The 15,120-nt window shown below is 61.7% G+C and carries 13 protein-coding genes; 8 read left to right on the top strand and 5 right to left on the bottom strand.

The features are described from left to right. The first annotated feature begins 110 nt into the window (after window positions 1–110). The 4 genes from CR492_RS14505 to CR492_RS14490 all read left to right on the top strand — a co-directional run bounded on the left by CR492_RS14505 (window position 111) and on the right by CR492_RS14490 (window position 4,518). Entirely contained in the window at window positions 111–1,160 is a 1,050-nt protein-coding gene (locus CR492_RS14505; protein ID WP_102844458.1) for a glycosyltransferase, read from the top strand. A gap of 118 nt (window positions 1,161–1,278) precedes the next feature. Next, the gene (locus tag CR492_RS14500; protein WP_102844457.1) at window positions 1,279–2,202 is read left to right on the top strand and encodes a glycosyltransferase; all 924 of its coding nucleotides are present in this window, start codon (window positions 1,279–1,281) and stop codon (window positions 2,200–2,202) included. A gap of 322 nt (window positions 2,203–2,524) precedes the next feature. Next, complete coding sequence (locus CR492_RS14495) at window positions 2,525–3,466, top strand: glycosyltransferase (protein WP_102844456.1); 942 nt, start codon at window positions 2,525–2,527, stop codon at window positions 3,464–3,466. A 128-nt stretch (window positions 3,467–3,594) separates the two neighbouring features. After that, window positions 3,595–4,518, top strand: a complete 924-nt coding sequence (locus CR492_RS14490; RefSeq protein ID WP_102844519.1) for a glycosyltransferase — start codon at window positions 3,595–3,597, stop codon at window positions 4,516–4,518. Window positions 4,519–4,525: 7 nt separating this feature from the next. Here CR492_RS14490 and mdoH read toward each other — a convergent pair whose 3' ends face one another. Both mdoH and CR492_RS14480 read right to left on the bottom strand, forming a co-directional pair. Beyond that, window positions 4,526–6,739, bottom strand: a complete 2,214-nt coding sequence (gene mdoH, locus CR492_RS14485; RefSeq protein WP_180982560.1) for a glucans biosynthesis glucosyltransferase MdoH — start codon at window positions 6,737–6,739, stop codon at window positions 4,526–4,528. After that, the gene (locus CR492_RS14480; protein WP_102844518.1) at window positions 6,727–8,304 is read right to left on the bottom strand and encodes a glucan biosynthesis protein; all 1,578 of its coding nucleotides are present in this window, start codon (window positions 8,302–8,304) and stop codon (window positions 6,727–6,729) included. The genes mdoH and CR492_RS14480 overlap by 13 nt, the downstream gene beginning before the upstream one ends. Before the next feature lie 205 nt (window positions 8,305–8,509). Here CR492_RS14480 and glmU point away from each other — a divergent pair, with 205 nt between their 5' ends. Both glmU and glmS read left to right on the top strand, forming a co-directional pair. Next, complete coding sequence (gene glmU, locus CR492_RS14475) at window positions 8,510–9,892, top strand: bifunctional UDP-N-acetylglucosamine diphosphorylase/glucosamine-1-phosphate N-acetyltransferase GlmU (protein ID WP_102844455.1); 1,383 nt, start codon at window positions 8,510–8,512, stop codon at window positions 9,890–9,892. 107 nt (window positions 9,893–9,999) lie between these two features. Then, window positions 10,000–11,838 carry a glutamine--fructose-6-phosphate transaminase (isomerizing) gene (gene glmS / locus CR492_RS14470; RefSeq protein ID WP_102844454.1) on the top strand — a complete coding sequence of 613 codons (1,839 nt, stop codon included), beginning with the start codon at window positions 10,000–10,002 and terminating at the stop codon, window positions 11,836–11,838. 9 nt (window positions 11,839–11,847) lie between these two features. Here the strand turns inward: glmS and CR492_RS14465 are convergent, their stop codons facing one another. The 3 genes from CR492_RS14465 to CR492_RS14455 form a co-directional block, all read right to left on the bottom strand. Beyond that, window positions 11,848–12,804 carry a hypothetical protein gene (locus tag CR492_RS14465; RefSeq protein WP_102844453.1) on the bottom strand — a complete coding sequence of 319 codons (957 nt, stop codon included), beginning with the start codon at window positions 12,802–12,804 and terminating at the stop codon, window positions 11,848–11,850. 83 nt (window positions 12,805–12,887) lie between these two features. Beyond that, window positions 12,888–13,460: a GNAT family N-acetyltransferase gene (locus CR492_RS20840; protein ID WP_102844452.1), complete on the bottom strand. Its 573-nt coding sequence runs from the start codon at window positions 13,458–13,460 to the stop codon at window positions 12,888–12,890. After that, complete coding sequence (locus CR492_RS14455) at window positions 13,349–13,936, bottom strand: NAD(P)H-dependent oxidoreductase (protein WP_102844451.1); 588 nt, start codon at window positions 13,934–13,936, stop codon at window positions 13,349–13,351. The genes CR492_RS20840 and CR492_RS14455 overlap by 112 nt, the downstream gene beginning before the upstream one ends. Window positions 13,937–14,041: 105 nt before the next feature. Between CR492_RS14455 and CR492_RS14450 the strand changes: the two genes are divergently transcribed. Next, window positions 14,042–14,440, top strand: a complete 399-nt coding sequence (locus CR492_RS14450) for an MAPEG family protein (protein WP_102844516.1) — start codon at window positions 14,042–14,044, stop codon at window positions 14,438–14,440. Between the two features lie 121 nt (window positions 14,441–14,561). Beyond that, window positions 14,562–14,996: a nuclear transport factor 2 family protein gene (locus tag CR492_RS14445; RefSeq protein WP_102844515.1), complete on the top strand. Its 435-nt coding sequence runs from the start codon at window positions 14,562–14,564 to the stop codon at window positions 14,994–14,996. Window positions 14,997–15,120: the final 124 nt, after the last annotated feature.

Here is a 15,120-nt window from a genome sequence, read left to right as displayed (position 1 = left end):
AGCCCGGCCATAGAGCGCGTTTTGAGCCCGGGCGGACGCAAACCTTTTCGCTTTTGTGCTTGCTCAGACCTGCTATTGCTGTCGAACGCACTGGCAGATTGTGGCTGCGCATGAAATTTCGATTATCGGGTATCAGAAAAAGGCTCTGGCCCGGCAAAACCCGCGACGACCAGCCATGGACCGACGACGATTGGCCGATAGAGGATAGTTTCGAGACGGTTCGCGGCGCCTTTAATCTGGTGTTTGAAACAGCCGGCGTCCGCATCTTCACGGCCTCGCTTATCGACGCCAGCCATTTGTGGACGCCTCTCCTTGGCGAGAAGGACGTCGTCATTTTCTCCGACCCCTGGACGTCCCGGCTGGAAATAGCGCGGGCCGCGCAAGGCGCCGCGCGCTTTCCCGAAAATCTTTATTTCCTTTGCAACGACTCGCAGAGCTTTTACTTGCGAAGGCGCATCTTGCGTAATGCGTCGCTGGTCAATCAAAACTGCTTTCTCGACGAAAACCTATTCTTCGTCGACGATAGCGCCGAAAAAATCTACGATGCGCTTTACAATGCGCGCCGCTCGAAGTCGAAACGTCATTATCTCGCCAGCGAGATCGCCGAAGCCATGCGGCTCGCCCTGATTTATCCGCATCACGACGATGGCTGGTATGATCTCGACGAAGATCAGCTTCCAAAACATGTCTACAGCAACAAATCGAACCTCAAAATCGGCGAGGTCGCGCAGATCATCAATCAGGCGAGCGTCGGGCTTGTCCTGTCCGAGGCCGAGGGCGCCTGTTTCGCTTCGAGCGAATATCTGCTGTGCGGCGTCCCCGTCGTCTCGACGCCGTCGACGGGTGGCAGATCGTTCTGGTACGATGATGAAAACGCGATGATCGTCGACGCCGATCCGCATGCCGTCTTCGGCGGGGTGAGCGCGCTGATCAAGGCGCCCCGCGATCCGCACAGGATCCGCGCCGCCCATATCGCGCTGATGCTGCGCCAGCGCAAAACCTTTCTCGACGAGGTGCTGGCGCCGATCGCGGCGCGGTTCGGCCTTCAGGACTGGAATTATGAGTCCGCTTTTCACGCCTGTGATTTTTTGAAGGAATTCGGCTTCAAAAAGAACTGCTGGCGCAATCTCGATGAAATCCGGGAGACCCTTTCGGTCTAACCGGCGCAACCGGGGATCGCGAATGGCCTGCCATCTTTCCTTGTAAAGACCTGCAATTCGCGGCAAAAGATTGCATTCATGCCGGCGTTGCTGCGCCGCAACAAAAGGCCGATGACGTATGCATTTCAATATTGTCACGACCGTCTTCAATGGCGAGCGCTTCTTCAATGAAACGCTGCTGAGCGTCGTCTCGCAGGCCGGCGATTTTTCGATCCGCTACCATGTCCAGGACGCCGGCTCGACAGACGGCACGCTGAAGCTGCTGGAAGGATGGCGCAAACGCTTCGACGAGGGATTTCCGATCAGCTGCCGCGGGATCGAATTCACTTACGCCAGCGAGCCGGACTCCGGCCTTTATGACGGGGTCAACAAGGGTTTCGCGCATTGCGGCCCGGCCGACGTCATGACCTGGATCAACGCCGACGACCGCTTCGAGCAGGGCGCTTTCGGCACGGTTGCGACCATTTTACGCAATTTCCCTGACATTGACTGGCTGACCGGGCGCCCGACCACCATCACGGAAAGCGGCGAGTTTCTTTATATGGCGCCGGTGAGGGCGTATCCGCGCAAAGCTATCGAAGCCGGCATCTTCGAAGGGCGCTTCGCCATGCCCTTTATCCAGCAGGAGGGCTCGTTCTGGCGCCCCCGCCTGTGGGACAAGGTCGGCGGGCTTGACGCCGGCTTTCGACTCGCCGGCGATTTCGACCTCTGGCGCCGCTTTGCGCGGGAGACGGATCTCGTCAGCGTTGACGCCATCTTCGGCTGCTTCAGGCTGCGCGACGGCCAGCTTTCGGCCGACAGAAAAAGCTATTACGCCGAAGTCGACGCCTCGCTGTCTCCGGCGGAAGTCAAGGCGCGCGCGAAAGCGTCCTTCATGTACAAAGTGCGCGGCTACAAATATCCGGTGATGACGCGCCACCAAGGCGGACCTTGGGTGCTCGAATGCTGGCCGATGTCGGTTTTGCCCTTCCTTGGCGGACGCGGCTTCAAGCTCGAACATTGGCGCTTGCAGGCGACGGGCTACCTCGGCCTCGCCGACTGAGATCGGCCGCCGGAGCGGGCGGGCGGCTTATTTTTTATCCCCAGTCGCAACATTCCTCGGCGCTTTAAAGCTTCACCCTTGCCGGGGAGCATTTCAAAGGCCCATAAAGGACAGCCTCGCTGCGCCGCTTTCGCGCTGGCAAGCCTGTATCGGGCAGAGGTCGAATATATTGAGACGAGTTCGTTAAATTCATCCCGGATATTGCAGCATGCGTCACTGGATTACGAACAAATCCCGGATCCTTGACACTATAAGCAAGCGTTTCAGCAAGTGTCCAGTCACGTGGGAGTGTCGGATCTCGGAGCCTCATCATGATTTTGTGATGGGTGGATTTAATCTCGTTTTTCAAATACGCGATGTGCGGATTTTCGTCGCAACTTTGATCGACGCGACGCATTTATGGGTGCCGTTGCTCGGACCAAAAGACGTGGTCATGTTTTATGATCCGTGGACAATCCGCCCGCATATTCCGCAAGCCGTGCACGCCGCCGCGCCGCATCCCGAAAATATCTATTTTCTTTGCAGTGACTGGCAGACCTATTATTTGCGCAAGCGATGCGTTCGGAACACGTTGCTGGTTAGCCACAATTGTTTTATCGATGAAACTGTCTATACAATAAAAGAAGGCGTCGAAAAGGAATATGACGCTGTATATAATGGTCGGAGATCGCGGACAAAACGGCATTATCTGGCGAAAGAAGTCGGCGAAAATTTAAAACTGTCTTTGATCTATCCTCATCATGACCTTCAACTTTACGATGTGCCGGAAAAAGAGCTGCCAAGGCACGTCTATCACAACAAGATCAATCTCGGGCCGGATCAGGTCTGCCATGTGCTCAACCAAAGCCGCGTCGGTCTGATCTTGTCAGACGTCGAGGGCGCCTGTTTTTCATCCAGCGAATATCTCCTGTGCGGCCTTCCCGTCGTCTCCACCCCTTCGCAGGGCGGCCGGTCTCTCTGGTATAATGATGAGAATTCGCTGATCGTCGATCCCGATCCGCGGGCGGTTCTCGAGGGGGTTCAGCGTGTGCTCGCCGCCGGGCGCGATCCGCGCCGCATTCGCGACGCTCATCTCGAAGAGATGCGCGCCCAGCGCCAAACGCTGATCGACCGGGTGCTGGCTCCGGTCGCTGAACGTTTCGGCCTTGGCGATTGGGATTATGTCGCCGCGTTCAATCGATGCAATCTTGCCGACGAGTTCGCGTTCAAGAAGCCGAATTGCTGGTTCGATCTCGAAGGCGTCCGCCGTCAGCTGCGTGGTTGATTTTGCCGGACGCAGGGTCTAGCTCGTGGCTGCGCGGCGTCCGCTAATGGCTGACACTCGCCAGATTGCATTTTCCGGGAGGCGGCTTTCCCCGCGCGACGGTCTGATTTTAAAGAATGGATTGCGCGATGCGCTTCAATATCGTCACGTCCGTCTTCAACGGAGAGGCGTTTTTAAACGAGACAATTCTGAGCGTCGCGTCGCAGGCCGGCGATTTTTCTATCCGCTATCATATCCAAGACGCAGGATCGACGGATTCAACCCTGAAATTACTTGAAGGCTGGCAGAAGCGCTTCGAGCAAGGCTTCCCCCTCGTCTGCTCGGGGCTCGACTTCACCTTCTCCAGCGAACGCGACAACGGCATTTACGATGGCCTGAACAAGGGCTTTGCGCAGTGCGGCGCGGCCGACGCGATGACTTGGATCAACGCCGACGACCGCTTTGAGCCCGGCGCCTTCTCGACCGTCGCAACGATTTTCAGGTCAGACCCGGATGTGGAGTGGCTGTCCGGACGCCAGACGGTTCTCGCTGAATCGGGCGAAAACCTCTATATGTCGCCACTGATCCCATTGCCGCGAAAGGCTGTCGCCGCGGGCATTTTCGACGGCCGAAGCGTCGTAAGCTTCATCCAGCAGGAGGGCACATTCTGGCGCCCGAGGCTTTGGGAGAAGGTCGGCGGCCTCAACGCCAGCTTCCGTCTCGCCGGCGATTTCGACCTCTGGCGCCGCTTCGCAAGGGAAGCGCCTCTCGTCAGCGTCGACGCCATCCTCGGCTGTTTCAGAACCCGCAGCGGACAGCTGTCGGCAGACCGCGCATCCTACTATGCCGAGCTCGACGCTTCGATGACCGAGGCCGACCGGATCGCCCGCAAGAAGGCGGCTCGCCTCTACAAATTAAAGGGCTACACCTATCCTGTGATGGTGCGCCACTATGGCGGTCCATGGGTCTGCGAATGCTGGCCGATGTCGGTCATGACCTTCCTCGGCGGGCGCGGCTTCAAGCTCGAGCATTGGCGCTTGCAGGTGGCGCGCCTCCTCGGATTGGCGGATTGAGGCGGATCTAACCGACCGAGGCGAGCTGCTCGGGAGCGGTCGATTTCCGTGGCAGCTGAAGCAGCCGCGCGATCAGCGCCGGGTCGTTCAACAGCGCCATGCGCTCCTTGGGCGTCAGCCAGGCGATTGCTGCATCCATCGTCTCGGCATTTTCCAGCTTGGCGTTTGCGAGCGCCCATTCGGCCGAAATATCTCCGGCCTGGCGCTTTTGCGCCGGCAGCCAGGCGAGATGAAGCGCCCAGAATTTCGGATCGTCGGGAAAGGCGGCTTCCGCTTCAAAATCCTGCGGCGCGTCAGGGCCGAATTGGCGCGCGAGTTCATTGGCGCGCGCGACGATGGGGGGCTTTGACTGTTCTTCCGGCGTCAGCAGAAGGCCGGCGCGGCGAAAAGCCATGCCGACATTCAGGAGCCCGGTCGACCAGGAGATCAGAATCGCCAGAATGAGGCCGATGATGGTCGGCGACATCCAGGCGACGAGCGAGGGCGCGATCATGAAGCCGGCGATCAGCGTGACGACGCCCATCGCGACATGCGAGCGGTGGCGCCGCACGATCGCCCCGAAGGCGATCGAGCCGTCGTCGCGCCGCTGCGGATCCCAGCCCGTGTCGAAGCCAAAGGCGAAATGCATCACATGGCCGGCCTGGATCAGCATCATGATGGGGGCGAGCAGCGCCGACATGATGATCTCGAACAGGGCGGACAGAATAAGCCGGATCGCGCCGCCGCAGCCGCGCCGCGTGCGCCCCTGAAATAGCGCCAGCAGCAGCCCGAACAGTTTCGGCGTCAACAGGATCGCCATGGTCAGCGCGAACAGATTGAGCGAGCGTTCGGCGTCAAAGCGCGGCCAGGTCGGAAACAGCGTGAATTCACGCGAAAAATATTCCGGGCGGATGTAGCTCGCCTGAATGACGAGAATGATTCCGACGAAGAGCTGCAGCATCCACAGCGGCGACGAGACATAGGCCATGATGCCGGTGATGAAATGTTGCCGCGAGGCCATTTTGAAGCCCCGCGCCGGCAGTACGCGCAAATGCTGCAGATTGCCCTGGCACCAGCGCCGGTCGCGGGCGGACAGGTCGATGAGAGAGGGCGGGCTCTCCTCGAAACTGCCGCCGAGGGTCGGCAGCATATAGACGCCATAGCCGGCGCGCAGGATCAGCGCCGCCTCGACGAAATCATGGCTGAGGATGTGGCCGCCAAAGGGAGGACGCCCGCCCAAACCGGGCAGGCCGCAGTGGGCGGCGAAGGCGCGCGTTCGAATGATTGCGTTATGGCCCCAGTAATTGCCCTCGCGCCCCATCCAGACCGAAACGCCGGCGGCGATCACCGGGCCATAAATACGGGCGGCGAATTGCTGCACGCGGGCGAACAGCGTGTTGCGGTTGATGATGAGCGGCAGCGTCTGGATGATGCCGGCGTCGGGATCGCTCTCCATCGCGGCGGCGAGCGTGACGATGGCCGGCCCGGTCATCAGGCTGTCGGCGTCGAGGACCACCATATGCGGATAGCGCCCGCCCCAGCGCGTGACGAAATCCTCGATGTTGCCGGCCTTGCGATTGAGGTTTTTCGGCCGGTGGCGGTAATAGACCCGCGCCGCGCCGCCGATGCGCTGGCGAAGGTCGATGAAGGCGCGCTCCTCGGCGAGAAAAATCTCCGCATTCGTCGTATCCGAAAGGAAGAACCAGTCGAAGGATTGCGCAAGCCCGGAGGCGGCGACGTCCTCGATCATTGCCTCGAGCGCCGCAAAAATCCGCGCCGGCGCTTCATTGTAGATCGGCATCACGATCGCCGTGCGCTCGTGCAGCACGGCGGGGAGCGCCGGCGCGCGCGGGGCGAAAAACATGAGCCAGAGCAGGCCCGCGAGCCCGCTCGAAAAGGCGAGCGCGATCCACGAAAAATTGGCGACGAACAGGATCAGAAGCGCCCATTCGAGCAAAGTGACGCCGCCGACCGCGACGACTTCATACATTTCATAGGCGCCGTAACAGGTGAGCGCCAGGCCGCCGCCGAAGACGAACAGCCGCGCGAACATGACGCCAAGCCAGGGATGGCGCAGAACATTCTTGCGCCGGGATGAAGAGTCAAAGCGCGACAGACTCTGCGTTGGCATGTCGAGCGGCGATTCCGCTGGCATCGCCGAAAAAACGCCGACGCTCTCGCCGCCGGCGTCCCGCGGCTGCGGACGCCGCAGCGCCGGATCAGTTTCCGTCACGCCGTCCATCGATAGATCCATGTCTCGCTGATTGGCTTGCCCTGAGACTCCAGAACAAGCCGCAATTCGGAATAGGCCTCATTGCCGGGATCGAGTTCGAACAGAACCCGAAATGTCGCGCTCTCCTTCGAAAGCAACGTTCGAAGCAAAAAAAAGGATCCCGGCGCGACGTTCAATTTCGGAGCGATGTCGCTGGCGTCCTTGATCTGACCGAGCGCGCCTCCTGAAAATTCGACGAGAAAACGGCGCCGCTTGGCGCTCGCGCCGCGTCCGGAACGCGAGAGCGCAACGGTTGCGAGCGGCGGCCGCTCTGGCGGCACTCTGCACCAGAATTGACGATAGGCGAAGGAAATTTCGGCCCCGACATTCAGAGGCTGCTTTGGCCGCCAATAGGCGATGATATTGTCATTGACCTCGGATTCGGACGGAATTTCGATCAGTTGGACGGCCCCTGCGGCCCAATCGCCGATCGGCTCGATCCACAGCGATGGCCGATTTTCCCAGTGCTGGTCATCGTCCTGAAAATGATCGAAATTGCGGTCGCGCTGGAGAAAGCCGAAGCCGCGCGGATTGTCGTCGATAAAACTCGAGATTTGCAGCGTCGCCGGATTGGAGACCGGGCGCCATAGCCATTCGCCGCGGCCGGTCAGGATCTGCAGCCCGTCGATCTCGCCGATCTGCGGCCGCAAATCGTCGAGGCGGGTCTTGTCGATCGCGCCGGTGACATGGGTCGCGCTCATTGTCGCGATGCCGAAATTCTCGAGCGCGGCTCTGGCGAACAGCGTGCATTCGGTGTCGATGATTGTCGCGTCGCCGGGCCGCAGCGTGAACCGGTAGGCGCCGGTGACGCTTTCCGAATCGATAATGGCGTAGACGGTGAGGGCGTTGCCGGCGAGCGTCGGGCGCTCGATCCAGACCGCGCGGATCGCCGGGAATTCCTCGCCGGCGGGATCGGCCGTCTTGATCGATAGAGCGCGGGCCATGGCGCCTGGCTCCTGGCCGTGGCCGACGGCGCGAAAGAAGCTGGCTCCCTGGAAGGTGGCGAGCTCGAAGAAGCCGCCATGCTCCAGCGGGGCGAGGACGCGAAAGCCGGAAAAGCCGATATCGCCGAGATTGACGGGCGCCGGCTTGCCGAAATCGAACAGAGCGGCTTCATAGATGACGCGCCGCGCCGCGCCGTCGGCGACGATGTTGATCTGCATCGGCGGCGAGAAGGCAAAGCCCCGATGCAGCGGCTCCAGCGCGAAGCCTACATTGTCCTTCGCCCATAGCGCCCCGCCCGGGCGAAGATGGATCGCAACATATTGGTCGTAGGTCAGTCCTTTGAAGGCGTCCGGCAGATCGGCGGCGAGAGCCTTGTAGGGCTGTTTGGCGAGCGATCGCGCCATCTCCGTAACCATCGCCGGATTGAATGGCGTCGGCTCGGCAAGGGGGAACCCGGGAGCCGGCTCCGGCGCGGCGCCGGCAGGGGGGGCAGGGGAAGCTTGCGGATTGGCCGCCTCATCGGCGCGGGCCGCAGCGGGTCCTGCGACGAGCCCGATCGCGAATTGCAAAACCTCCCGGCGATCGACCATGAATCCGTCTGTCCAGCGCTGAACCGCGCCCAAATAAAGCGTTGCCTCTAGAAATTGAGCTTTATAACGCATATTGGGGCGCCGATAAGATGCGGTCGGCGCATTTGAAGGGGTTTTTTGTGCGCCGCACCCTTTACAGTTAAAACGCTCGAACGCTTTGGCCGCTCGGCCGTTTTTGTGCGTCCAGTCCGGAGTTTCATGCTTCATGCCAGCCAATTCCAGCCGGAGCCTCAAGGCGCCGGCCTATCCGAGCCGCACCTGCCTCGCTATCGTTCTGGCCGCCGGCAATGGCAAGCGGATGCGCTCGCGTCTTCCCAAGGCGATGCACAAGATCGCCGGCCGCTCCATGCTCGGCCATGTGCTGAATTCCGTCGCCAAGGCCGGGGCCGATAAGATTGTCGTGGTCGTGGGGCCGGACCAGGAGGCGCTCGAGGCCGAGGCGAGGCTGATCGTTCCTGATGTCGAATGCGTCATCCAGGCGGAACGGCGCGGCACCGCCCATGCGGTGCTCGCCGCCCGCGAGGCGATCGCCGCCGGCTATGACGACATCATCGTCGCCTTCGCCGACACGCCGCTTGTGCAGCCGGAGACTTTTTCGAAGATGCGCATCGCCCTTGCCGCCGGCGAGACCGCGGTCGTCTGCCTCGGCTTCGAGGCGAAAGACCCAACAGGCTACGGCCGGCTCATCATGAAGGACGGCGTGCTTGAAAGCATCCGCGAGGACCGCGACGCCAATCCCGACGAGCGCAAGCTTTCGACCTGCAACGCCGGGCTCATGGGGATCAGCGGGCGCCATGCGCTTGATCTGCTCGGCGCCATCGGCTGCGAAAACAGCCAGCGTGAATATTACCTGACCGATATCGTCGCCATCGCGCGGATGCAGAAACTTGCCTCCTGTGCGCTGATCGTCCAGCAGGACGAGGTGATGGGCGTGAACGACCGCGCTCAGCTCGCTCTCGCCGAGGCTCTGATGCAGGCGCGGCTGCGCACGCAAGCGATGAGCCTTGGCGCGACGCTGGTCGATCCGGCGAGCGTAACGCTCGCCTATGACACGACGCTTGGCGAGGACGTCACCATCGAGCCGCACGTCGTGTTCGGCCCTGGCGTCGAGGTCAAAATGGGCGCCTTGATCCGGTCGTTCTCGCATCTGGAGGGGGCGAGCATCGGCGAGAATGCGACCGTCGGGCCGTTCGCGCGGCTGCGGCCCGGCGCGCGCCTGATGCAAGACGTCCACATCGGCAATTTCGTCGAGGTGAAGGCTTCCGAGGTCGGCGCTGGCGCTAAGATTAATCACCTGAGCTATATTGGCGACGCCAGCGTCGGCGCGAAAAGCAATGTCGGAGCCGGGACCATCACCTGCAATTACGACGGCTTCGCCAAATATCGCACGGAGATCGGGGAGGGCGCCTTTATTGGCTCGCATTCCTCGCTGGTCGCGCCGGTCGCGATCGGCGCCGGCGCCTATGTCGCGACGGGGTCCGTCGTGACGCGGGACGTGCTGCCTGATTCGCTCGTCGTCGCACGGGCGCGGCAGACCGAAAAGCCCGGCTGGGCCGCAGGATTTCGGCAGAAGAAGCGAAAATCCTGACCGCCTTTCAATTACCCCTGGATTGAGTCAGCCAAGAGCTGGTTCGAAAAGCCCGATTTTACCAAAAGCCGATTTACGGCGGGGACGCCGCCGGCAAGGAGTTTTTCATGTGCGGCATCGTCGGCGCTCTGGGGCGGGGTCCCGTGCAAAACCTCATCGTCGAGGCCTTGAGGCGGCTCGAATATCGCGGCTATGATTCGGCTGGAATCGCCTGCCTCGAAGACGGGCGGCTGACGCGGCGGCGCGCCAGCGGCAAATTGCGCAACCTCGAGGAGCGTCTCGCCAAGGAGCCGCTTGGCGGCTCGACGGGCATCGGCCACACGCGCTGGGCGACGCATGGCAAGGCGACCGAAAACAATGCGCATCCCCATGCGACGGATAGAGTCGCCGTCGTGCATAATGGCATCATCGAGAATTTCCGTGAGCTGCGCGAGGAGCTGTGCGCGAAAGGGCGTCACTTCGCCTCGCAGACGGATTCCGAAGTCATCGCCCATCTCGTGACGCAGAGCCTCGACGAAGGGCTTTCTCCCATTGAGGCGGTCGCCGCGAGCCTGCCGCGGCTCAAGGGGGCCTTTGCATTCGCCATGATCTTTGCGGGCGAAGAGAACCTCCTGATCGGGGCGAGCCAGGGCGCCCCGCTCGCCGTCGGCTTCGGCGAAGACGATCGCGCCGGCGAAATGTTCCTTGGCTCCGACGCTCTGGCGCTCGCGCCCTTCACGCAGCAGGTCGCTTATCTCGAAGACGGCGACATGGTCGTGCTGACGCATGAGGCGGCCTCCTTCCGGGACGCCGGCGGGCTGCCGGTCGAGCGCCGACGCATCCGCACGCAGGCCTCGGCCTTCCTGATCGACAAGGGCAACCATCGCCATTTCATGGCGAAGGAAATTCACGAGCAGCCGGAAGTCGTCGGCCGCACCCTCAGCCATTACCTCGACATGTCGGCTGGACATGTGGCGCTGCCCTTCGAACTGCCGGTCGACCCGGCGAGCCTGTCGCGGCTGACGATCTGCGGCTGCGGCACGGCCTATTTCTCGGCGCTTATGGCCAAATATTGGTTTGAGCGCTTCGCGCGCCTGCCGGTCGACGTCGAAATTGCTTCGGAATTCCGTTATCGCGATCCGCCGCTCGATCCCGCCGGCCTGACCATTGTGGTCTCGCAGTCGGGCGAGACGGCGGATACGCTCGCCGCGCTGCGCTGCGCCAAGGGCAAGGGCCAGAAAATTCTTGCGATCGTCAATGTCGCGAGTTCGACGATGGCGCGCGAGGCGGACGTCGTCGCGCCGACGTTGGCCGGCCCCGAGATCGGCGTCGCCTCGACCAAGGCCTTCACCTGCCAGCTGGCCGTCTTCGCGGCGCTGGCTCTTGCCTTCGGGCGCGCGCGCGGCGTGCTCGACGCCAAGGAAGAAGTCCGACTCGTCGGCGAACTCATGGCCGTCCCGGGGCTGATGGCGCAGGCGCTGAAATGCGAAAGCGCGATAGAGGGGCTCGCGCGCGAAATCGGCAAAGTGCGCGACGTGCTTTATCTTGGTCGAGGCGCCGCCTATCCGCTGGCGCTCGAAGGCGCGTTAAAGCTCAAGGAAATTTCCTATATCCACGCCGAGGGCTATGCGGCCGGCGAATTGAAGCATGGACCGATTGCGCTGATCGACGGCGACATGCCCGTGATCGTCATCGCGCCGAAAGACGCCGTGCTCGAAAAGACGATCTCGAACATGCAGGAAGTCGCTGCGCGCGGCGGCAGGCTGATTTTGATCGGCGATGAAAATCTGGCCCGCGATTTCGCAGGCGAGGCGGAGGCGTCAATCGTCATGCCGGAATTTCCAGCCGATTTCGCCGGAATGGTCTATGCGATCCCGATCCAGCTCATCGCCTATCATACCGCGGTGGTGATGGGAAAAGACGCCGACCAGCCGCGTAATCTCGCCAAAAGCGTCACGGTGGAGTAGCGGGGCGCCTTATCCCGGGCTCCGCCAAGGCGTGTCGCTGAGGATCATGCCGCGATAGTCGGAGGGAACGGTGCGGGGCGTATCGCGCAGCGAGATCATCAGCTCCCGCACCCTTTGCAGCCCCGACACAAAATCCTCCCCCGGCTGGCCGAGCGCGGCCACCTTTTTCAGCCTTCCGTGGCGCTTGGGCAGGGCGACTTGCTCCTCCGGGTCTTCGGCGGCGAGGATTTCGAGCAGACGCGCATCCGTATAGCCGAGCAGCCTGCCGATAAAGTAGCAGCGGTCCGCCTCGCTTTTGATGTCGTCGGCCGCGCCGCCGTTCAGCCGTCGCGCGTGATAGGCGAGGCGGTAGTCGAGCGTTCTTGCCGCAAACGACATCTGGTCATAGGCGGCGACGAACTCGGTGAAAAAATAAGTGAGACTTGCGACTGGAGAATCCTCGCTCCACACCATGGGCAAGGCGTTTTTGATCTTCTGATACATTCGCCTTGCCGCGAGCGGCGCGCAATCGACCGCCTTGTCGTCGAGGATCGGCGAGAGCACGCGGCTCTGCGCCTGTTGGTGCTCCGCCTCGAAGCGCTGCGCCGCAGTTTCGCTGTTGGTCAGAAAGACGGGCTTGGCGGGAAATTCCGCGTAGAGCCCATTGGCGAGCGCGATAGCGTCGCGATGCATTTTGGCGTTCTCGTCCGAGCGGCGCCGGCGTTCCTGCCAGCTTTCTTGCAGCAGCCAGACGATGACGCCAATGATGAGGGCGGTCACGCTGCCGACCCATAAATTCGAGGCGAGACCCGGCCAGAAGTTAGCCCAGAAGGGATCTTTGAAGTCAGGCCAGAAGCTCTCCCAGAACGGATCCTTGAAGGCGGCCGTTGGCGGATATTTGGTCATCCAATAAGCCAACGCGGTTATGCCCACGTCGAAGACGACGGCGAGGACAATGAAGATGATGATCTGGGCGAGCAGCGGCATGGCGGGGCACGGCGCGGTTACAGAACCGCTGAATCCATGATCCGCTTCGGCGGCGGGCGCCAGAGTTTTTCGCTTCGCCGCGCCTACAAAAGCCGCTGCATGGCCAGAGCCTCGACCTCAAAGCCCATCTTTTGGTAGAAGCCGCGAGCGCTCTCATTGCCGGCGCGGACAAACAACCCGATTGAGACCGCGTCCGACGTTTTGAGCCAGTCCATCACATGCTGCATCAATCGCGTCGCGACGCCCTGCCGGCGATGGGTTGCCGCCACTGCGATAGCCATGACACAGGCCCTTTGTCGCGGCTCGGCGCCCTGATAGGCCGGCTCGTCGAACAGTTCGATTGCGGCCATTCCAATCACGACATCATCGAGGTCGGCGACAAAGATTTCCGATCTTTCGATGTCGCGCAGCAAATCATTGTCGGAGGGCTCGCCGCGTTCGCCCCGCTCGGCGCGATGCAGCTTGCGCAGCAGCTCCAGCAAGGCGATCTGGTCGCGCGGCGCGGCCTCCCGGATCCAGAGGGCGTTTTGCGCTTTGACGTCGTTTAAAATCGCTGAAACTCCCGTTCGAGCCGGTCGAGAAATCTTGCGCCCCGCTCCCGCGTCATGGCGTCCATGCTGTGCAAGGTTAACGACCGGAACGAGGCTTTCGGGCAAATCCAGGGTTTGACCCCGCGCGCGATGTCCCGCCGCGCCGGATCGCCGGCGATGAGGCTTGTGACCCACCAGGGCGAGCCGGTCGAACTCACGGCCCAGAGCGCGTCGATATGGGTGAGCAGCGGCGTCAGGCCGCGTTCCTTTTGATAGGCGAAGGCGACGCCCGGCGCGAGCGCCCGGTCGAAAAAGCCCTTGAGAATGGCGGGGGCGCCGAACCACCATTGCGGGAAGATGAACACAAGCTTTTGCGCCGCCTGGAGCCGGCGTCCATAGGGCGTGCAATCGGCGGCGTCGAAGCCTGGCGCGAAATACGCCCGGCGCTCGGCGGCGGTAAGGCGCGGGTCGAAATCTTCGGCGTAAAGATCGAGAAGATCGATCTCCATTCCGCGCTGCTCCAGCGTTGCCTGGACCCGCGCCGCCGCCGCATGGGCGAAGCTGTCGGCAAGCGGGTGGGCGAGAACGATCAGGGCGCGCATGAGGAGGCCGCGCGGGAGGAGGGCGGCCAGCCGGCGCGACCGGCCTTGCGCCGTCCTGGCGCCACGCCTATCAAATTCGGGACATCGCGCCTGGACCGGAATCTCATGATCGCTCCCGTGACCTCGTTCTATGCCGGGCTTCTTGCGCTTCTGTTTATCTATCTGTCCTATCGGGTGATTGCCAGACGCTACGCCGCAAGGGTTTCAATCGGCGCCGGCGGCGACCCGGCGCTCGAGCGCGCCGCGCGCGTGCAGGCCAATTGCGCTGAATACGCCCCGATGGCGCTTCTGCTCATGCTGCTCGCCGAGACGTCGCACCTTCCTTTCTGGGCAATGCACCTTGCAGGCCTGACCTTGCTGATTGGCCGCTCGCTGCATGCTTATGGCGTCTCGCAACAAAAAGAGAATTTCCGCTTCCGCAGCGCCGGCATGACAATGACTTTTCTTGTTCTGGCGGCGCTGGCGCTTTTTCTGATCGTCAGGGCGCTGGTCTACGCTCTCTAGTGGCTGAAATTAATCGCTTGGCCTGCTCTTGATGTCGCCTGGGGTGGATTTCGGCCACGCTGCTTCCGGGCCTTTATCCTCGAAAGCGGATGTTCAACAGATGGCGCACGGAGAGCCCAAGGTGTCGAATCCGAAATACGCTGCCTTTGAGGCCGCCGGTCCGTACTTCAATCTGGTTCGAGGGGCGTTAGGCGACCTTGTCGATGGCGAGCATTTCTTCGACGTCCTCGCTGACGGCGTCGTCTACGAGGTTCTCTACGACTTCCCTGGTTGGCCCCGCATTATCCAGGGGCGTGCTGATCTGATGGCTCACTTCAAGGGCTATACCGACAACATTGAGCTTCAATCTGCCGATAAGCTGATTACCCATAAGGCGGAGGACGGCCGTGTCGTCGTCATCGAATACGAGGTCCACGGGACCGTCCTTGCCACGGGCGTGAGATACAACAATCGGTTTTGCTCAATCATCAAGATCGAAAACCGGAAAATCGGGCGCTGGAGAGATTACATGGACTCTCTCGCGGCCTGGAACGCGTTGACGGCGCATGCTCGCTAGGTCCTGTTGACAAATAAGATTCCCAGTCCCGGCTTTCGGTGATTCAACGTTGCTTTCTCAGGGAGGCGGCTTTGATTCGGGACATGATGAGCGACGAGGAGTGGGCGTTCTTCGAGCCGTTTGT

Source organism: Methylocella silvestris (assembly GCF_002891535.1).
GTDB classification, from domain to species: Bacteria; Pseudomonadota; Alphaproteobacteria; order Rhizobiales; family Beijerinckiaceae; genus Methylocapsa; species Methylocapsa silvestris_A.
Note: the sequence above shows the minus strand (reverse complement) of the source record. Positions and strands in the feature narration are given on the sequence as shown.